Consider the following 21,632-nt stretch of genomic DNA (forward strand, 5'->3'; position numbering starts at 1 on the left):
CTTGATATTTTTTATTCGTTCATAATTACTGTAAGCACAATATCTCCGACCATTTTCAAGGATTTCGGATCTATTTTTGACATGTCATCTTCTTTTGTGTGCCAATACTCGAAGAAGGAACCGTTTGAAGATGATAAATCCAGATGAATAATATTTACTGTCGGTATTTTAGCATAATAATTTATATAGAAATGATCATCATTGATAGGTATTCCTTTTTGATCGGGAAAATACTTACCATAACCCAAATCTTTTGCTGTTCTCCATATTTTCTCAACAATTTGCGGCGCGAAATATTGAGAATATTCTTCTTTAAGAAATACCGGTTCCGAAGCACCGACCATATCAAGCAAAATTCCATAGAAAGCTTTGTATCCGTATGTATGCGGATTTTTCGCCCAGTACTGTGAGCCTAATCCCCATTCTTCTCCTGTAGTAGTTTCATTTTGTTTAGATTCGTGTGTTCCGTAATCTTCAATGTCAAAAAATATAATATCAATACCGATATCAGGTTTTAAGATACTTAACTGGCGTGATATTTCGAGGAGTACGCCTACGCCGCTCGCTCCGTCGTTTGCGCCATCTATAGGTTTAAATTTGTTCTCAGGATTAGGGTCATGATCTGCAAAAGGACGAGAATCCCAATGAGCACATAGTAGAATTCTTTTTCTGTTTGTCGGATTAAAAACGCCAATAATATTTTTAGAATCGAAAATTTCTCCGGTATATACCCGTGTTTTGAAAGATTGTATTAGAGCCGTATCTGCATATTGCAATAATTTTTCATATAAATATTCTGCCGTTTCATCATGTTCTTTTGTTCCGGGAACTCTAGGGCCAAAATCTACTTGTTCTTTCACAAATTGATAAGCCGAGTCTTCATTAAAATTTGAAACAAAATTAGCTTTTACTTCTTCCCGTTTTTGCGGTATATTTTGGCTTTTCTCTTTACAAGCAGATAAAACTACAAGAATGGTTATAATCAAGTAAATATAATTTTTAATCTTCATATATTTCGTCAATTTTTTCTAAAAAAATGATAATTTCTGCGAAGATAGAAAAAATTATTGTTATTCTTCATCTTCATTAATAATAAAATCTCCGGTAGGATTTTTAATTATCCACTCATCAAAAGCTTCATCGGATTCAAAGCCGCCATTCCCAAAAATAACATCTTCATTTGTAGTTATTTTTACAAATTTATCCGAATATATCAACTTTTTATTCTGATCCCAGATTAATTCATCAGTATTTAAAGTTTCCTCTTTATTAAAATTGATCAATACTACACTATCCGTAGCTATCATTATTCTTTTTTCCTCATAATTGATTCCGTGGTTTGCGTGTAGAGTGCTTTTAACAGTCATATCTTCTTCATAAAAAGTAGCAAAGAAGCCTTTAGGAAAAACCATTTCTTTTTTATGCGACCAATTGATTGCTTCTTCACCTTCTACGACAAACTTAATAATTCCGTTCTCACTATAGTGTATCTTAAAGTTATAAATAATTTCAGCAGGAAGCGTATCGAGTGTTTCATTGTATTTTTGTGCTTTATCAATAACAGTTTGGTCAATGCAACTTACATGGCATATAACAATTGAAATCATAATAACACAAAAGCGCAGATATGTAAAATACCTGCGCTTATAATTATTTCTTTCCACTATTTTATTATTTTTTTGCTGCTCTTATCTTAGTTGTTTTATTTATCCAACAACCCACTTCATAATCATCACCTTCTAAAAGTTCACTGAAGAAAATCTGCTCTGTTGTCGGAAAATACTGAGAATACAGAGCAATATTTTTATTTGCTCTTTCGGTTAAAGAAGAATCAATACGTTTTGCTTGTTCAAACATGTCAACAGCAGCCCAATAAATACAACCTTTTTCAACAGGATTAGAACCCGGGCATAATTTGTCGCTTTGTCCGTATAATTCACCTATGAACATCAAAGGTTCACCATTTGTTCTGTCAAGTTCAAAAGCCTTATTAGCCATTTCTCTTGCTTTCGGGAAGTTATCTAACATTCTATAGCATGCTGCCATTACATAATAAGCGTTACTTGCTTTAATGCGGTCTTCCATATTAACGGCTTCATTTAAGTATTTAATAGCTTCTGAATAATTTTCGTTTTTATACATCATTTTAGCAAGCATAAAAGCAGATTCGGGAGAAGGATTCAATTTGTGATATTGTACTGAAACATCGTGAAATAATTGCGAACCCGTGCAACCTTTGCGATCAAGCATATAGGAAATTTTTTCCAATAACTTAACATCATCAGGACTTTCACCAAACTTCTTAGTATAAAGAGGAATAAGATCTTCGCAACTTGCAAATGGTTCAAATACGGATTCAACACTCGACTTTACGCTTTCATATTTATCTTTTTCCTTTGCATTATGCGCAATATTATAGTCAATTATTGCCATCACTTTTTCATAATTCTCAAAAATGACATCTTTAGCAAATACGCCGTCATTAAATAATTGAACTGTTGTTCTAAAGTAGGCATCAATAATTCCGTCTTTAGTTTTATTTCCTTCAATTTCTATTGATTCGTTGAGAATATTATAAATTTGTTGAGCATCGGAAGATCTAAATCTCAGCAGATCCAAGCCTTTTCTCGACAAAACATTTCCTTTATCACCAAAATAAAGAATTCTTTGATCATATAGCATCATTAAAGAATCCGTATATGCTTCTCTAATTTCGCTATTAGCTGCATAATTAATTTTATCATATAAAATATTTACACCATCAACATAAATATTTAAAGAAGATTTAGGACAATTATCATATACCCATTTCCAAAATTTGTAAGATTCATCAAATCCGCCTTTAGGATATCTGGCTTCACGCCATTGTTTAAAAGGCTCTCTATATAATGATAAATTAGTAATACATTGAACGCTATCATTTCCATATTTAGGCAAATCATTAACATCTTGCGCTACAGAGACTAATGGAAATACAGCTAATAATAATATTAAAATTCTTGTTTTCATCATTTTATTTTTCATTATATTATTTTATTTATATTTTATTCTATAAAACCAAGTATCGTAAAGAGAGAATCCTACCGTAAAGTTAAAATAAGTTTCTTGAATCAAATCATTAGCTTTTGTACCTCTATTTCCGATATCTAAAGTTAAATTCACCATTGAGAAAGAACGAGCTATCGGAAAACCAACTCCAAAAGTCATGCCAAACTCATGTATATTCGAGTCATTAATTGAAAAATTTCCTTTATTATAGTAAGCACCCAATCTATATCTAATCCATTTCCAGTAAGTTGAAGCTGTAGATGAGCGTGGAGCATATTCAAAACCGACAGATGCTGAAACAGAATTTAACAGATCTCCTTTAGAAGTAGAAATATCCTGATATTTACTCCACTCAGTCCAATCAAAATTAGCTTGTACTTTATATCTGTTCAGCTTTTTCAACATAACGCCCGCGCCTATCTTTTGAGGAAGACAAACAGGTACATCCGAATTTTTAACAACAAAAATGGTATCTTTTAATGTTTCATCGCCTGATGAATTTAACATATAAGTATAAGCAACCTTAGAACTTACAGAAGATAAATTCTGCTGAGGACGGTATGCAACACCCAAAGATAAAAATAAATCTTTGCCGATTTTGGTGTAGTATTGTGCGCCAATATCAAACATCACGGAAGAAACTGCTATTTGTTCTATTCTTTTTATATTGACGAAATAAGCCGAATCGCTATAAAGAAGGGCTTGTGACTTATCAATATTACCGAAAAGATATGAAGCATTCACACCTAAAGAAAGATCCCACAACTGAAATCCGAGTCCGCCATAGAACGAATTGGTGCCGCCTGTTCCTTTAAATTGATACAGCTGACTCCCTGTAACATCATCAATGAGTTTGTTTTCAACATAATAACCGACATTGGATACAGGAATTAAACCTACGCTCGCCTTGATATATTTCCAGATTGGAAAACCCAATTGTATTTGTCCCAAACCTACATAAGTGTTACTTTCGTTATAATTCGAAGTTGCAAGATTAAGGGTATTAATATCAAACGAGGCTTCAAAAAGAAATGAAAGGGTATCAAATGCCGTATATGAAGCAGGATTTAATGAGTTAACAACGGTATGATCGCGATAAGCATATCCTGATTTGCCCATAGATTTTAAGACAGGATTACGTACATCCGACATATTGCCGAAACCGAAATTAGAATAAGGGGAATAAACGGTTTGACCAAATAGCGTCGAACTCATTAATAAAACTAATAATGCTATTATTATATACTTATAATTTTTCAAGATATACTGTATTGATTTGCAAATATCACATTTTTTTTTGAATTGAACTCTAAAAAAAGCTTAATTTATCAGCTGTTTAAAGGTATAACTTAATATGTTTGAATCGACAATTCTTTTTTATACACCAAATAAGCATTTAATGCTAATGCGGCCATTTCATCTTCTCCCGGATATACGCTAACCGGAGCAATAAAATCTACCATATCACTTATGTATTTTATTACTTCGTTATTATGTGCTATTCCTCCGGTAATTAAGATTCCATCAACTTTTCCTTTTAGAACAGCAGCCATCGATCCTATTTCTTTTCCTATCTGATAAGCCATTGCATTTTGAATTAGCAGCGCTTTTTCATTTCCTTCGCGAGCCCATTTGCCGACATCCTGTGCGTTGTTCGTACCGAGATGGCCAACGAGGCCGCCTTTTCCTTTTATTATTTCCTTAATTTCCTTATAAGTATATTGTCCGCCAAAACATAATTTTGCAAGTTGTCCGGTAGGTAAAGTTCCGGAACGTTCGGGAGAAAATGGACCTTCGCCATCCAATGCATTATTAACATCAATAACCTTTCCTTTTTGATGGGCACCTACAGAAATACCTCCGCCGAGATGAGCAATAATAAGATTCAGATCATCATATTTTTTATTGAGTTTCTTGGCATGTTCTCTTCCTATTGCTTTTTGATTTAAAGCATGGAATATAGAAATTCTTTGAAAAAGCGGATGTCCGGAAATTCTTGCAACATCTTGTAATTCATCTACAACAACAGGGTCAACAATTATAGCCTTAACATTATCATTATGATGAAATTTATTTATTTCATCTGCTATATCTGCTGCAATTAAACCACCAAGATTGCTTGCATGTTCACCTAATTTACATTCTACTAAATCTGTCTTTAAAGTATCATTAACTTCATAAACACCACTAGGAATCGGTTTCACAAGTCCGCCTCTGCCAACAATAATATTTAATGAATAAACATCAATACCGGCCTTATTCAATTCGTTGATAATAATATTTTTTCTAAAACCGAATTGATCGGTTATTTTTTCAAAATCTTGAAGTTCCTCTGCCGTATGTCTTATTGTAGTAATAAATATTTCATTGGTATCTTCATACACAGCAATCTTTGTAGAAGTAGAACCCGGATTTATAGCTAAAATTTTATACATTTTTTATATTTTTAATTATTAATTCACTTTAAATTTTACAATCTTCCGACCTGTATTTCTAAGGAGAAATTGTAAAATCATTTAATCAATAGTATATGCTTATTCGACTTTTATTTTATCTGTAAACATTTTCAATTACTCATGAGGCAAGCAAGAGCAACGCAATAATATTTTGATTTTTCACTTTCGCTACGCGACATAACAACTACAGGCTTTGTTGTTCCTTGTATCAATCCGGCAAGTTCACCGCCGGCGAAAAGCATCAAACCTTTATAGAAACTGTTGCAAGCTTCTAAACTCGGGAACAACAAAATATCGGCATCGCCGTTTACGGGAGTCGGAACGCCTTTTATTTCAACACTTTCTTTATCACAAGCCAAAAAAACATCAATCGGACCATCAATTACACAGTCGGGTAATTGTTTACGATCAACCATTTTGCACATAACAGAATAATCGGCTGAATAAGTATCTTTTATACTTGCTTTTTCCGAAGATCCGATAAGGGCTACTTTCGGTTTTTCAATACCGAATTGCTTTGTCATCTCAATACTATATTTAAGCATTGATATTTTCTGATCCAGGTCGGGATAAGGAAGAACAGCAGTATCCGTAATAAAAAGTAATTTATGATATTTAGGAACTTCTACAGCACAAACATAACTCATAACAGCTTTAGGTTTCATTAAACCTTTTTCTTTATGTAAAACCGCCTGAAGAAATTTATCCGTTCCAATTAAGCCTTTCATAAAAATATCGGCTTTATCGGTTTTAACCATTTCGAGAGCAATATTCAGTGCTTTAATATCATTCTGTTCATCAATAATTTGAAAAAGATTTTCATTTAAATTATTTTCTTTAATAATATTTATGATAAGATTTTTTTTACCAACCAGTATCGGTAAAGCGAAAGAATGTTCTGCTGCCTTGGCCAGTGCATTGATAGTATTGCTGTCGTGGCCGCAAGCTACTGCTATTTTAAATTTACGTGATTTTTGTTTTAGGACTGCAGTAATCTCATTTAACGAAGTTATTCTATTCATTTTAAGCTAGTAATGCAGAGATTGCTATAGAATATAATTTAGTTTTTACTGAATCGCCACGAGAAGAAAGAACACATGGACATTTTGCTCCGGCAACAAAGGCGCCTAATTCCGCACCTGCAAGTTTAGTATTAGTTTTGTAAAAGACGTTTCCCGATTCAATATTCGGGAATACCAGACAATCCGCATCTCCTGCAACTTTACTGGTCAATTTCTTAATCTCAACACTTTCCTTATCAACTGCAAGGTCTAAAGAAAGCGGACCGTCTATAGTTGCATTACCAATTTGTCCTCTTTCACCCATTTTGGAAATCACAGAAGCATCAACACAGGCGGGCATCTTAGCAAGAACTTGTTCTGTAGCTGCAATTATAGCCACTTTCGGATTATCAATACCCAAACCGTGGGCTGCATTAATCAAATATTTTGTGATGGCTACTTTTTGATCAAAATCGGGAGCAGGGATAATAGCAACATCACCGACAACAAGAAGTTTGTGATAATTAGGATTTTCAATAACTGTAACATGACTGAGAACACCTTTTGGCGGAACCAACCCGTTTTCTTTGTTCAAAATAGCGCGCATGTATTTATCAGTACTTAACAGGCCTTTCATCAATAAATCGCCTTCTCCTTTGTTAATCATATCAACGGCTTTTGCTGCTGCAATAGAATCAACCGGTTCATGAACGATAGTAAATTTCGACATATCAATATTATCTCTCTTGCAAGTTTGCTCTATAAGTTTAGTATCTCCAACTAAAGTTGCATTAATAATCCCGAGATTAACAGCTTCGGAAATTGCATCCAGAGTATGACTATCGCAAGCGTAAGCACCTATTAATCTTTTAGGTGGGCGTGATTTAAGTACTTCAAATATTTGATCTAATTTTGTTATCATAATTTCAAATTTTTACTATGCAAAGATAATAAAAAAGGGTAAAAGGTCAAGGGTAAAGGACAAAAGCTGATGTAATAATGTATTGATATAATAATGCGGTAATTATTGTATAATATCAATAGAGTGAAGGCCGATAAACAAATTAAAATTACTTATTTCCTGATTTATTGATTCTAAAATTAAACTTCATACTTTCATATATCATTATCCGAAATAAAAAAACCCGTAAGGTTTTTACGGGTTTTTTATTTTGTTTTTACGAGCCTTGCAGAGTAAATTTCACTTGCATTGAGAATTGTACTCTAACCTTACGGCCTCTTTGTTCACCAGGAGACCATTTCGGCATATTCTTAATAACTCTAATTGCTTCCTCGTCGCATCCGCCGCCGATACCACGCACAACTCTTACATTACTTACAGAGCCGTCCGGTTCAATAACGAACTGAAGCCATACAGTACCTTGTATTCCCGATTCTTTAGCCATTTGCGGGTATTTAACATTGTCACGCAAATATCTCAATCTGGCAGCATCACCGCCCGGAAATTCCGGTTGTTTCTCCACAATAAGAAAGATTTCCTCTTCATGAACTTCTTCGTCATCTATTTCGATAGGAACATATTCATCTAATTCGAAATTTTCATCCATTTCAACATCAACAATAATATCAGTTTCAATTTCAACTTCGTTTTCAACGATATTAAGAAGAGTAGTAGTCGGCACCATCTGTTTTGGTGGTGGTGGCGGTTTTTCCTGTTTAGTCTGAAGTACAATTTCCTCCAAAACCTCAACATCTGCACGTGCTTCAATTTCAACCTTTTGAATGTCATATCTTTTCCATTCAAAAGCTAAAAGACACACTGCCAAAGCGAAAATCAGACCAATTTCAAGAAAAATTATTTGTTTTCCTTCTAAATCCGATTTGCTGGTTTTTCTTTTATCCATAACAATCTCCTTTTTTTTAATAAATTATACCGCAGGCCTTTCTTCGAGGAATTTCTCGTAAGCAGCCGCATCCATTAAATCATTAGCTTCATCAGGGTTAGACATTTTAATCTTAATAATCCAACCGTTACCGTGAGGATCATTATTAATTAAAGCAGGATCCGATTCAAGTTCAACATTAAACTCAATTACTTCACCGCTAACCGGCATAAATACGCCTGCTGAAGTTTTTATTGCTTCAATATTTCCGAAACGCTCTTCTCTATCAAGATTTTCGCCAACGGTTTCAACTTCAACAAAAGAAATATCTCCAAGTTGACTTTGAGCAAAATCGGTAATGCCGATAGTAGCAATATTACCGTCTATACTAACCCATTCATCATGTTCAGTAAATTTAAAGTTTTTAGGTATATTCATATAAAATTTATTTTAATTAATCAATTTGCAAAAATAATATTTATTTTTTTTATTACAATAATTTTTTAATTAATTATTGCGCTAAAGACATTCTTAAACTAATACCCGATCTAAACGTAGAATTGGCAATAGATGTAACCAGATGCGGCCTGTTAATGGTTTGTTCATGGTAAAGTGCTATAGTAAGATTTTTACTTACCATATAATCTGCCGAGAAGTTAATAGAATAGATCTTTTGTCCGGAAGAAATCTGATTAACTTGTTCATCAATTCTTCTTAAGACTGTTATATTATTTCTTATCGAAAAGTCAAGTTTAATATTTATATCGCTATTAATATTTGTTTTTTTACCCCTGCCGCCAAAAGAACGAACAGTAAATTTAACATCCTTAAATCTATAACCTACTCCGAAAACATAAGCATCCGAAGAATTATCGGTAAGCTGGTTATTCGCGAAACTCATTCCCAATGTTCTTGTTTTATTAATCTGAACATTAATCATAAGGCTGTTTTGCATTGTTACTTCGATACCTATTAAAGGCGAGAATTGTTCTGTAATTTGTACTGAAGTTATTTCCCTCAATGCAATATAGTTAGAAGCGTCATCAAATGCGGACGGGAAGCCTGAGGTTTCTTCATAATAAATATTATTTGTATAGCTTCCGACATTATAAGTACTTCTATATGTATGTTTTAATGAAATATTTTTAAAATACGGTTTAAAGATTTCCAGTTTGGATAATCCGTTAAACTGGATATTCCAGTTCGGCAAAGGAATATTAGGGAATGTAGTAAGAGCAATTTTATTAGGATCTATACCGGCATATGCGGCAAGTAGTGCAGTCATAACGACTTCTTGTTGAGTAGGTCCATATCCCACGGGATACACCCCTCCCGCAATAGTATCGAAATATGTTCTGTCATTATAATTCTTATTCTCATTAGCATATCTAAATGCAATAATATTTCGATATTCTTTTAACGTTTCAAAGGTAACCGATTCGTTCTTTTGAGTACCGTCGCCAAGGTTTGTGGTTGTAGCCTTTGCAAAAGCCGATTTAATAAAAATATAAGAAACCTGATAACTACCGCCGTAAGATGGTGCATAGCCACTTTCTCCAAAGTTACCCCAAGCGTCTGCTTTATAAAGCTCCGAGAATGATTCTGTAGTTCGATAAGAGGCTGTTAATTCTATTTTAAATCCGCTAAACGGCTCATAGTTTGCACGTACATTGATATTGGTTGCTTTTGACTGGCTATACCTATTGTTCATAAGCGTATCAATAGTAAGCCAACCGTTGGCGCCCGCCTTTTGTCTAATATCTTTCTGACTTCCTAAAATGAACCCGAATCCGGGAGCTTTTTTATTCCATGTATAACCAAAATTATTTGGTTCGGGCGTATAGCCGGGTAAGATTGTACCTCCTGTTTGTTGATAAGAAATATTTATGTCTTTCAAACCGAAGATAATTTTAATTACTCCGTCACCAATGATTTTACCATAATTAACTTTAGGTTTTGTTTGCGGAATAGTATCAGTGGCTGAAGCGGGTTTAGGTTTTGTTGTTTGCGGTCTTCTCGCAGTTGTTTTTACGACATTCTTGACATAAGGGATATAGCCATATAATGTTGACAATCTAAGGCTTGAGGTAGCATTGAAATTTGCCGAATTCTCTATAGTATTACCCATTATTTCCTGTACAGACAAAGCACTTGCATTCCACCTGAGAGTTGCATCATACCTTGCAGTAATGTTAATCCAATTTAAGAATGGGATTTTATTAATCGGTACAGTCCAATTCAGTCCAGCAGTTTGATTAAAAGAATTAATTCTACCGAAACTTTTAACCGAATTCCAAACTTCTTGTCTATAAGCTTCTTTATCCACAATTATGCCTGATGGCTCATCAATATATGCAACTGCATTCGCTGCATATTCAAACTTCAGAGAAGTGGCAAAATCATGTTTAAATACATAATTTCTAGTCCAATTCCATTGTTTAGAAACAGTGGGATTAATTATTATATCATCGCCTGTTTTATTTCTAATTAATCTTTCGATATAGGTTTTATCCATATTCGTTCTAAATACGAATGAACGAGGCTGATAGTAAAAATTAAAATCTCTTATTAATGCAAGATTTTTATTTCTCAAGAATTTTACCTTAGAAAATGGTTTTACATTTTTAGGGTTAGCATTAAATGTATAGCCTAAACCACCGGTATGAATAGTTTTATCATAATATTCTATATCTATATCACTTTGTTTTGTTTTTGAATACGAATATGATATATCAAAGTTTTCAATGTCCCAGAAGTGAGGTTTTTTAGTGCTGCCCGAAGTTCTGTCTTTTCTCACGTTCATGAAATTGACATTTGTTTTTGTAGTAATATCTTGAGTTTTATTCTTATATTCTTGTTTTTCTTCTCTCGACATGTCTTGTAATTGGTTTTTCAAATATACATCCGGATCCAACGGATCGTATTCGGGAGTAGAGACTTCCTGTGAATAATCAAAGTGCATAGGGATTTTTACACCTGATGATTCAGGTAAGAATTTTCCTAACTCAAGATTTACCGAAGTATAAATATTGGCGACTGTTTCTTTAGACCTTTCACTAATGCTTGTGCCTATATTACCGAATCCAGGAGTAGAATATAATCCGGAAACAGAGACATTACCTAAATCCGCAAGATTTGCTGATAAGCTTGCGGTAACAGCCCAAGCACTTCTTTCATTAAAATTGGTTAATCTCAATTCATTAAACCACACCGTCATTGAAATAGGCGCTCCATCGTCGGTTGTAGATCCTGTTGTCTGCTTGGGATTTCTCACACCTATCATAATTGCGTTAACAGTACTCATGCTGGGTGTACCGAGTATTGTTATAATATTTTTACCGTCATATTCCGAATACGGATATATTGTTGAAATTGTCGGATCGTTTTTCATAGCGTCTTTACGATGATCCTTGACTTCAATAAGTTTTTCGAACTCAATGCTCATCGTGTTTTCTTCAAGCCAGATTGCATCCACATTAGTCGATGTTGTTCCCCAAGGTGTAATTGTAAGCGGAACTTCATATTCATAATAGTTTTCTGTAAGGTCATTACCAAACCTTATAAAAGCAGTAATTGCTCCTGCGGTATTTGCATATTTGGAATTATCGGCTTCTGTTTCTGCATGAGCATGAATAAACATCTCAAGATTTTTATAATTTCTGAAATCGAAACCTGATGTTTTATAAGCAGCACGCGCATCACCATCAAAAAGGTTAGTAACTGTAATAGCCATCGACTGCTCGTTTTGCTGTGCCTGATTTGTGGTAGAATAATCTCTTTCGCGTTGGATTCCACTTGGAATAACGTATGGAACTCTTTCAGTAGCGCCGCCGTTTTCTTCAAGACTTACTGTGAAAACATCAAAATTTGTTTGATTAACAGAATTGTGCGGAATATATTCACCCGGTGCTAAAAGATCTCCGCTGAACCTTCTCCAGTCGCCTTTTACTAATTCTAATGAACCGAAACGTAATACAACTTGCTCTTCAAATTCCGTCAAATATACGCGCATAAAACGTATTGATGTAAAATCAGAAATTACGCCATGAACCATATCGGGCTGAGAAATAGGGATTTTGAACTGATACCATGTAGCATTACTTCTTGTTCCGTTTTGTAATTGGATGTTTTTTGCTTCATAGACATCAGTAATATAATTTTCTCCTAAGATCATTTGATCAGGAGTTAAGGAAATAATATATTCATAAAAGTTTTCACTTTCACTAAGCGTATTATCATTATTAATATCCTCTATATTAGGGTTATTAGTAGCAGAGATATCATATGGTTCCGGCGAAAGTTCTTGCGCACATGAATTTCCTTCGGGGCCATTATAGTTTTTATATCTCATCAAAATACTTTTATAATTATCGTCATTATCAAGGTTAGTACCCCTGAAATATTGAAAATCATCAGCCGAAGGGTCTATAGCCGCATTTTGATAAGCAATATTATTTATTCCTCCGAATTTTTCGGCAATTTTAGATATATACGAATCGTAGAAGAAACTGTATTCATCATTATTTCCTTCACGCGTACTGTTCAATCCGTCATATCCTACATCCTGATAAGGTCTTGAAGCCGGGTCATTATCAAATGCATAAACCAAAGCTTGTAAATTAGGTACTCTACCCCAGATTGTAGTATCAACACCTGTTATTATATCATTAATCGGCAATCCGTTCTCATAACTTTTTCTGCCGTCCTTTAAAATATCTTCGGAAATATCTCCGAGATTAAATACCAACTTACCTCCTTTGGTATTATATGGTTCCAAAGGACCGTCATCATCAGGATCCATAAACGGATCTAAAAGCCAAAATTCGATATATTCTATATTATTGGCCTCAAAATCGGTAGTTTCCATTCTACGCATAATACCGCCCCATTTATCTTTAGGATTTTCTAAAGTTCCGTCTTCTTTTAATTCGTCAACATTATAATTGTACGGACCTCTTTCGGACGGATAATATGCAAGATTTAAAACTGATATTGAATATGTTTGATTGTTCGGTATTTCGGCTTTCGGAAATAATTCATTATAATCTACTCTTCTGACATAATGATTGGATACTTCGCGCAAATCAATATTCGGCGGCATGTAACTCGATTGATAGAGTATAGGATCTATAACGTACCATGCAAGTTTAGATCTTCTAAAACCATAACTTAAATTACCGGAATTGGCTTCAGGAAAATGATAAGGTGTTGATGCTAAGAACCAAGAACCGGGTGTAGTTAAATTGATGGTTTGTTTACTAGATTCAAAATCATCAATATATGAATTTCCATTAGCCCCAATAATATTAGGATGTCCAGGTATAAATTGTGCAAATTCGGCATCCGCACTAATCATAGACGGTGCACGCGTACTTATCAACGGTAATGCATCAATAAGTTTGGTAATAAATGGAGCTTCTTTTTGATACACAATATCCAATCCCCAAATTGTATTTGCAATTGGTTCATCTCCATAGGATACTTTTTGTGTTAAAGGTTTTTCTCGCAGATGCATTAGTGTTGCACCAAAATTAAGATGCTGACTGAATAGATAATCCGCTCTTAAACCCAACAAACTTTGTTTTTGAATTCCGGTACTTGAAGTGCTCTCGGTTGAAACATTAATTGTTGTCCCTGAGTTTAATATTCCTTCATTTAATATTGTTACCCTACCAAATACATAATCAACCGTATAATCAACATTTTCAACCAAAGTTCTTCCTCCTGCTGTAACAACAACAGACCCTTGAGGAATATCGAAAGCGTTAAGATTAATTTCCGCACCGCCGGATGAACTGTAGTAACCTGAAAGTAAAAATTTATCTTTCTCGGTTAACTGTTTTGCATTTGTTTTAGTTTGAGTATATAATGAATCGAAAGCATATTTATTAGCCATATCCGTAGGAAGGATTGTCCTGAGATATGAACCGAAAGGTTCTAGAACAGGGAAATATACTCGCCCGTTAGATGAATTGATGGTACCTCCGCTTGTTGCCGCACCGTCAATAAAGTCGAAAAGGCCGTCGCCGCCTTCTATAGGATTCAATTGTGCATCTAAAGAATCCAATCCGAATAATTTCAATAAAGATACACCCCTTATATTATCGGGACCGGTTTTAAAATATCCTGTTGCAACACCATTATCATTTCCCGTAAACAAAATGTTAAGCATAAAGTTTTCCGACTCCACTTGATAAGCATTGAGCGAGTAAACGTTTTTCATCATCAAATTCCACATAGGATGACGCGTATCAATAGATGTACTCCTCAATAACTTAATAATAATAGCATTTGGATTTGTTATACCTTGATCCGAAAATTCGCCGACTTGATAAATCTCGTCATTGACAGTATATTGAAATGCAACTGCAAGAACTTGCCCTGCAGTCAAAGCAGTACTTAAAGAAATAAAACCTAAAGAACGGTTAAATGTATATTCGGTATCGGTTAATTTTCTTGCACTTTCGATTTTTTCAAAATCCCGACCCTGAGAAAAATCAGCTCCCGGTAAAGTTGACAAATAGTTATAAACGGAATTGACATCGCGTACTTTAGCAGTATCCAACATTGTCATTAGGGTATTACTGGAATTATCCGGCATCCTTTTGCCTGCTACAGGATAAATAAATTGATTGCTCGGCTCATACTCTCCTAAGTCGGAAAATGCGACAATATTTCTGTTTTCCGTAACAGCCGAACCGATATTTGTAACCCAAACTTCAACTCTTGTAATATTAACATTTGAGCTTATTATCGGTAAAGTTGACAGACCATTTTCATAATTATCACGAAAGTATTGAGATAAGAAAAAGTGTCTGTTTTCATCATAGTCAGAAGCTTTAATCTTAAAGTCTGTGTTTTGCGAACCACCTTCTACAGTAACGGAAGATGTACTGGAGTTCTGCTGAGCAATAATACCAGTAACAGACAATCTACCGAATTGTAATTTGGTTTTAACACCAAAAAGAGATTGGCTGCCAGTAATTAATCTGCTGTTAATAGGCATTGAAACATTCCCGGCTTCAATCGAACGAATAATTTCATCCTCAGTACCTTCATAACCTATTTTATTGTCATTATCTACCGTAACATTTACCGAATTTCTTGTATCGATATTAAAATTAAGTTTAATTTTTTCGCCGATTTGAGCCATTAAACTGATCTGCATATTCATATCAAAGTCGAAACTTGTATTTCTTCTCTGTCTAATATCCAAATTAGTATCATCTCTAAAATTATGGAGTACTCCGAATTTCAATTCGATAGCACCTTGCGGACGAATATCAATGGTATTTGAACCGAATAATCTGTCGAAAGCTTCGCTGCGTATATTTATAGTAGGAATTAAACCGTCACGGGCATCACCTCCTGCTGTTGCCGATCTTTCTTTCCAATATTCATTAACTCCCCTCTTCATTTCAAAATCCCTGTATTCTTCAAAATCGAAATAATACGGATCTCTGTAATCAATATTACCGATTTTTCTTTTTAAAACATATTGATTTGATATCGGATCGTATTCAATTGTGGTTGTTATATTGGAAGGATCATTAAGATATAAAGAGTTATCTTCTCTTAACGGATCAAGTCCCGTATCTTTTTTTATCGGGAAACGAAGAGTAGTATCAGGTTGTTGGTATTCGAAGGATATTTCTGAATCAGGATATTTAACATTAACTTCTGAAAACGCAAAAAGCATTCCCGAAAGCGGGAAAATCAGAAAAACTATAATGTATTTATAAAGCTTTTTCAATCTATAAAATTTTTAAAGTCTCTTTTACCAGCTCTTCAACGCCTAAGTCGGCACCTTTAGTTTCTATAACTTTTTTAAGAGCTTTCTCAACAGATAACCTTGGGAAACCAAGTACCGTTAAAGCTGATAACGCTTCATTTGCATAATTATTGTGTAATGGACCGATGTTTGCGGCATCAAAATTTTCTTTTAATAATTTATCCGCCAAATCTAAAACGATTCTTTGAGCGGTTTTTTCTCCTATTCCTTTTACAGATTTTAATCTGCGACTATCTTTATTAACTATTACCGAATATAATTCGGCGGAATTCATTGAAGAAAGAATAACTCGTCCTGTGTTGGCTCCAACTCCCGAAACTGTAATTAAATGACGGAATAATATCCTTTCCTTTTCATCAAAAAAACCGAATAATGATTCGTTATCTTCCCGTAAAATATGATGTAAAAATAATTTAATATTAGTTTGATCTTTGATTAAAGCATATGTGTTTACAGATATTTGTATATTATATCCGATGCCTCCGCATTCTATAATAGCGTAACTCGGATTAGAATAAACCAATTTTCCGGTTATATATTCGTACATTATATAATTACATTTTCAATAAACTGCAAAGATAATAGAATAATTGAGAACGAAAATTTGAGAGTAAAGAATTTTTGAGAAAAAGAATTTGTTATTCCTTAATAAATTTTTGAGAAAAAACTGTTTTGTCTTCTTGAATAATTCTAAGTATATAAATAGCAGCAGGCCAGGTTGAAATATCTAATGAAGTGTTTTGATAAAACAAAGAATTGCACATTAATACTCCATGTATATTATAGATATATAATTGGTTGTTACTTTTGGTTGAATAGATATTTAATATCTTATCTGCAGGAATTGGAAAGACGGTTAAACCGGAATTATTTTTTGTAAGTTCCACATTATCCATATTTATTTCCTGAAACTTTAAATCATTTAACTGTTCTGCTTCACTAATAGAAGGCAGGTCGGAAATGTAATAAGAAGAGAATGAGTCTGATTTTGCATTAATCTTTATAGTTACATCCGTACCCTCAGCAGCATGAAAATCGGAATAAACGTCAATCTCTTTCGTAGCGCTTAAAATAACTTTAGCACTATCTGAAATACTAACATTTTCAACGATTAATGTTTCACAACCGGTTACAGTTATGTTTGAAACAACTGTTCGATCGGAAAATTCATCATCACAATTTTTCAAACAATCGGCAAAAAAGTAATTGTTAAATATTACAGTATTAGGTTGTATGCCGAAACCATTAATAAAGTTTATGCCTACCCCATCTATTTGATGGCAATAACTCATTATAGTGCCGGCACCTTCAGGGTATCCGGGTCTTGAGCAATTGCCCTCAACTTCAGCACAACCGTCTATAGCTGTAAATCCGTCATTCCATACACAAGCATGTGTATGACGAGATCCTAACAAATGACCTAATTCGTGAGTTATTACATTAACAGTCCAGCTATAATCCGCATACGCAGCATAACCTTTATTAATCATAGCAACTGCCAGCTTTTCTTTTGCAGAAGGATTGCATAAACCTTCAAAACCTGCAGCTAATCCTTCTTGGGTGTTATTCTCATTCTTTTCATAAGTTAATAATATCCCCAGATCACCGGGAAAAGAGGTTCTTTCATCCTGAAATCTAATTAATAAATTATTTATATCTGTCCATAAATAATATGGGTCTATATAATCCCATACTTTGATACGTGAAATTTTAGTAGGAATATATTCATTTTTATAAAGTGTAGAAACTTGATTAAATATACTCGTTATATGTTTTTCAACTGCTGAACGACTATGTCCGTGAGCATCATATATATCATACATAGTCTCAACATAAAATCTGACAGTATCACCTGCCGAACCTCTATCGTTAATAAGAATTTTTTTATCTTGTGTTAAAATTTTCGGATCATACGAAAACGAAAAATCATCAACTGTCGCACATGTCATATTAGGTTTATTAATCAAATTCCTATCATTATATAAAACATGTTTACCTGTGTCTTTATCTTTTGTCAAATTGAAATTTCCCTCATCGTTACAAATTAACCCCATAATTTCATTTTTATAAAGTGTAAGTGCAACAATGCTATTATCATCATCTTTTATTACTCCTCGAAAGTGCTTAATATCTCTGTCCGCAGAAAATAATTGCCCGGATGATGTCTCTATTACATAATCATAATAATCTTCCGTAACTTCTATTAATTCTAAAATCATATTTTTATTATTCAAAGGAATTGTCAAATTCAATGCTTTTGTATTGCCGTTTTCAGATTCAATAGAAAAATCTTCGAAGAATAAAACTTCATTTTTATTTTTAAAATTATTTAGAGTCTGAATATCAGCACTTGTTTTCTTTAAACTAACTTTTTCAAAATGAATTTTAGAATCTTTTGCTTTCTGTATATCATGATATAAAGCATTCCCCTGTCCGAATGCAGTGAAAATAATAAAATAAAATATTATAGATAAAGCTTTCGTTTTCATAATTTGATTGAGTTATATTTTCATAATCTTTCTTGTAATAAATCCTTCTTCGGTTGTTATTCTTACAATATACATTCCAGCCGGTAAATGTGAAATATCTAAGATACATTCTGCTTGTCGAAAATTCATATCCGCATTCTGCTTCTTACCAATCAAATTATAAACCTCAACTCGCTTAATTGTTAAATCTTCATTATTAACTATTAATTCTCCGCTTGTCGGATTGGGATAAACCATTATATCACTTTTCTCAATATCGTCTATTCCCCAGTCGTTGACAATAAAGACTGCCTGCAATTCCATATCTTCCGTAACTGGAAATCCATAATACTTTTCGGTGGATACTATTAAACCGTCTTGCATCCAACATACAAAATAATAACCCGTATTTGCAGTCGCTAATACATAAACATGATCATCCTCTTTATAAGTTCCATCTCCTTGAACCGTGCCATAATCAGGATTATTTACGGTTAAGTTAACTGTATAGTTGTTTTTTTCCCTGAAGTTCAGCAGTAATTCTTCATCTTTGGTTACTGTAAAACTATAGGGATTATAAGTTATCTCCAAACCGTCTTTTATCCAGTTTGCAAATTTATAATCTTGGTTTGCAACAGCTGTAAGAGTTGCCGTTGAGTTTAAAGGATAAACACCTACTCCGGTTACTGTACCGTAATCATCATTATTTATAGCAACATTAATTGTTGTGGTATGCTGTTCAAAATTAGCAACCAGCTCTATATCTTCCGCTACAGTAAAACTGTATGTTTCTTCGGTAGAAACAAGCTCTCCGTTTATTGTCCAGTTTACAAAACTGCAATTATTGCGTGCATAAGCTGTGACTGTTGCTGTTTCGCCTGATGAGTATAATGCATTTCCGTCTGTATAACCCCATAAATTATTATTGACGGTAGGATTAACTAAAATTCCGCCGCCGACAATATTAAAATCCTGCCAGACTGCAGTATTTTGATAAACAGTTACAGCGCTGGTGGGAACAGTTAAAGTACATTCTGTAATATTAACCTCGAAGAAAATATCTGTAGAAGAAGAAATATCAACAGGTACAGGATTGAGATTGGTAATGGCATTAAGTTTTTGACATAGCATAAATACCTCTTGACCAATATACTTGACACTGCTTGGAAGAATAATTGATTTAAGACCTGTACAACCATAAAAAGTTTTTTCTTCAATGTTTGAAACTCCATTTGGAATTATTATTGAAGTTAGGGCTTCACAATTGCCAAAAGCACGTCTTTCTATATAAAACACACCGTTAGGTATCAAAATAGAATTTAGTATTTCACACCCATAAAAAGCTGATTGCTTAATATAAGTAACAGTATTAGGAATGATTATAGAAGTTATAGGACACTCATCAAAAGCTTGCTCTCCTATAATTGTAACCATATATTCATTTTCATAATGATTTATTAAATTAGGAATAACAATGACGCCGGAATAATGATTGGGGAAAGTGTAATGAGTTACTTCCGCAGTTTCTTCCTGATAATCCAAATAGTAGTAAATACCGTCTATTTCTATTTTCTGTGCAAACACATTTGACACGTTCAATATAAGGGTCAAAACTATAAATATAATTCTTCCTTTCATTATTCACCTCCTTTTTTGTTATTAAGTTGTTGTAATATTTTTATCTGTTCATTTAATTCCATTATTTGTTTTTGCTGTTCTATGGTATATAGAGTGAGCTCTTCTATTTTTTGTAAAAGAATTTTCTGCATTTCGCCTATATCAATTCCATTTTCCTTTACTTCTTTTGCAGAAGGCACATCGGGTAAATGTTTGTTCTCACTTATAAAAGCTTCAACTTCTTTAAGAGTTTTCAACTTATAATTATCTTCAAATACATAATCAGACCAGTTAGCAAAAGGTTTCACCTTCATTTCGGTGCAGATAATCTTGCCGTTAACTGCCAATTTATAACCGGAAGGTAATGTTGAGGTATTTATACCTATTCCATCGTTTGCAAAAATCTTTTCTCCCCAAATATCTCTGGATGAATAAATATCCCCATTTACTTGCAATTTCTTTGTCGGGCTTATAAAACCTATGCCTACATTACCATTATTTAGAAGTGTAATATTTCCGGTTCGGTTTACAATGGAACCGGCTGCACCTTCATCATAAGTATATAAACTTATGCCTGTTGAGGAAAAATTTAGTGTATTTGATACTCCTTGTTTTATTTTTACATCGTCTGTTCCGTTGTTTCTTATATTTCTGCCTATGTATTTTGTGTCACCATTATGAAATGTCCATTCGTCTCCAATCTGAAACTGTTCCTGCGGATCGGCGGTAGCAACACCTACATAGCCGTTATTTACCAAAGAAATCCCATGCCACTGATTAACAGATGTGCCGGCACTATTATTATCCCCAACTTGAAGTAAAATTCCACCCATAACTGTAAAATTAATTCTTGATACAAAGCCATCCTTAATTCTATAACAAGAATTTGGGTTCATGGGAGCATATCTAACATTTCTACCTATTGTTTTATCACCAGTCCCATCATGGAATGTCCATTCATCTCCAATCTGGAGTTTCTCTTGAGGGTCTGTGGCATATTGTCCTATACCAACATTGCCTCCATATTCATAAATAACAGCTGTAGTTATTTTATTATCATTTCCTACTTTTAATACTTGGCTTTTATTTAAATTTAGAGAACTGATTGTTATATTATTACTACTAATATCTCCGGTAACTTCCAAATTTTTAGATTCATTGTTTGCTCCAGCAATTTTAATATTACCTTCCGAAGTCTCGGAAATACTCGAAGATGTTAGTAATCCTCCTGTACCTATTTTTATTATTCTACCCGAATTCGAACTTAATCCGCTTAATGTAAGTTGACTTCCTTTAATATCTCCGTTTACATCTAATTTCTTGGTAGGTGAAAGTGTGCCTAATCCTACATTGCCGTTATTTTCTATATACAAATTATATTTAGTAACATCAATAGCTCCGCCGGC

14 protein-coding genes are annotated in these 21,632 nt (G+C 33.7%); all 14 read right to left on the reverse strand.

Annotated elements, in window-relative coordinates; translation table 11 throughout:
• Positions 1-11 precede the first annotated feature (11 nt).
• Positions 12-1,010, reverse strand: coding sequence for a M28 family peptidase (locus LBP67_06135; GenBank protein MDR2084555.1), 999 nt, complete (start codon positions 1,008-1,010; stop codon positions 12-14).
• A 60-nt stretch (positions 1,011-1,070) separates the two neighbouring features.
• Positions 1,071-1,664: an LPS export ABC transporter periplasmic protein LptC gene (lptC, locus tag LBP67_06140; protein MDR2084556.1), complete on the reverse strand. Its 594-nt coding sequence runs from the start codon at positions 1,662-1,664 to the stop codon at positions 1,071-1,073.
• A gap of 7 nt (positions 1,665-1,671) precedes the next feature.
• Positions 1,672-3,012, reverse strand: coding sequence for a tetratricopeptide repeat protein (locus LBP67_06145; GenBank protein ID MDR2084557.1), 1,341 nt, complete (start codon positions 3,010-3,012; stop codon positions 1,672-1,674).
• 21 nt (positions 3,013-3,033) lie between these two features.
• A complete protein-coding gene (locus LBP67_06150) occupies positions 3,034-4,263 on the reverse strand; it encodes a hypothetical protein (protein MDR2084558.1) in 1,230 nt (409 codons plus the stop codon).
• Between the two features lie 134 nt (positions 4,264-4,397).
• Positions 4,398-5,483 (reverse strand): butyrate kinase, encoded by a 1,086-nt coding sequence (buk, locus tag LBP67_06155; protein ID MDR2084559.1) that lies wholly within the window; start codon positions 5,481-5,483, stop codon positions 4,398-4,400.
• A 131-nt stretch (positions 5,484-5,614) separates the two neighbouring features.
• Positions 5,615-6,526: a phosphate butyryltransferase gene (locus tag LBP67_06160; GenBank protein ID MDR2084560.1), complete on the reverse strand. Its 912-nt coding sequence runs from the start codon at positions 6,524-6,526 to the stop codon at positions 5,615-5,617.
• Between the two features lies 1 nt (position 6,527).
• Entirely contained in the window at positions 6,528-7,427 is a 900-nt protein-coding gene (locus LBP67_06165) for a phosphate butyryltransferase (protein ID MDR2084561.1), read from the reverse strand.
• Between the two features lie 256 nt (positions 7,428-7,683).
• On the reverse strand, positions 7,684-8,370 hold the full coding sequence (locus LBP67_06170) for an energy transducer TonB (protein MDR2084562.1): 687 nt from the start codon (positions 8,368-8,370) through the stop codon (positions 7,684-7,686).
• A gap of 24 nt (positions 8,371-8,394) precedes the next feature.
• Complete coding sequence (gcvH, locus tag LBP67_06175) at positions 8,395-8,787, reverse strand: glycine cleavage system protein GcvH (protein MDR2084563.1); 393 nt, start codon at positions 8,785-8,787, stop codon at positions 8,395-8,397.
• Positions 8,788-8,860: 73 nt separating this feature from the next.
• On the reverse strand, positions 8,861-16,102 hold the full coding sequence (sprA, locus tag LBP67_06180) for a cell surface protein SprA (protein ID MDR2084564.1): 7,242 nt from the start codon (positions 16,100-16,102) through the stop codon (positions 8,861-8,863).
• Between the two features lies 1 nt (position 16,103).
• Positions 16,104-16,688, reverse strand: coding sequence for a Holliday junction branch migration protein RuvA (gene ruvA, locus LBP67_06185; protein ID MDR2084565.1), 585 nt, complete (start codon positions 16,686-16,688; stop codon positions 16,104-16,106).
• A gap of 91 nt (positions 16,689-16,779) precedes the next feature.
• Positions 16,780-18,630 (reverse strand): M12 family metallo-peptidase, encoded by a 1,851-nt coding sequence (locus LBP67_06190; GenBank protein MDR2084566.1) that lies wholly within the window; start codon positions 18,628-18,630, stop codon positions 16,780-16,782.
• A gap of 12 nt (positions 18,631-18,642) precedes the next feature.
• Entirely contained in the window at positions 18,643-20,247 is a 1,605-nt protein-coding gene (locus tag LBP67_06195) for a leucine-rich repeat protein (protein MDR2084567.1), read from the reverse strand.
• Positions 20,247-21,599: a hypothetical protein gene (locus LBP67_06200; GenBank protein ID MDR2084568.1), complete on the reverse strand. Its 1,353-nt coding sequence runs from the start codon at positions 21,597-21,599 to the stop codon at positions 20,247-20,249. Before LBP67_06200 ends, LBP67_06195 begins: the two co-directional genes overlap by 1 nt.
• Between the last annotated feature and the right edge of the window lie 33 nt (positions 21,600-21,632).

Source organism: Bacteroidales bacterium, from assembly GCA_031276035.1.
Taxonomy (GTDB): Bacteria; Bacteroidota; Bacteroidia; order Bacteroidales; family BM520; genus RGIG7150.

Coding starts and splice junctions, on each gene's coding strand:
- LBP67_06190 (MDR2084566.1), bottom strand. CDS start 18,630: ATGAAAACGAAAGCTTTATCTATAATATTTTATTTTATTATTTTCACT.
- LBP67_06170 (MDR2084562.1), bottom strand. CDS start 8,370: ATGGATAAAAGAAAAACCAGCAAATCGGATTTAGAAGGAAAACAAATA.
- LBP67_06160 (MDR2084560.1), bottom strand. CDS start 6,526: ATGAATAGAATAACTTCGTTAAATGAGATTACTGCAGTCCTAAAACAA.
- LBP67_06165 (MDR2084561.1), bottom strand. CDS start 7,427: ATGATAACAAAATTAGATCAAATATTTGAAGTACTTAAATCACGCCCA.
- LBP67_06150 (MDR2084558.1), bottom strand. CDS start 4,263: ATGAGTTCGACGCTATTTGGTCAAACCGTTTATTCCCCTTATTCTAAT.
- buk (MDR2084559.1), bottom strand. CDS start 5,483: ATGTATAAAATTTTAGCTATAAATCCGGGTTCTACTTCTACAAAGATT.
- LBP67_06145 (MDR2084557.1), bottom strand. CDS start 3,012: ATGATGAAAACAAGAATTTTAATATTATTATTAGCTGTATTTCCATTA.
- gcvH (MDR2084563.1), bottom strand. CDS start 8,787: ATGAATATACCTAAAAACTTTAAATTTACTGAACATGATGAATGGGTT.
- LBP67_06195 (MDR2084567.1), bottom strand. CDS start 20,247: ATGAAAGGAAGAATTATATTTATAGTTTTGACCCTTATATTGAACGTG.
- ruvA (MDR2084565.1), bottom strand. CDS start 16,688: ATGTACGAATATATAACCGGAAAATTGGTTTATTCTAATCCGAGTTAC.
- LBP67_06135 (MDR2084555.1), bottom strand. CDS start 1,010: ATGAAGATTAAAAATTATATTTACTTGATTATAACCATTCTTGTAGTT.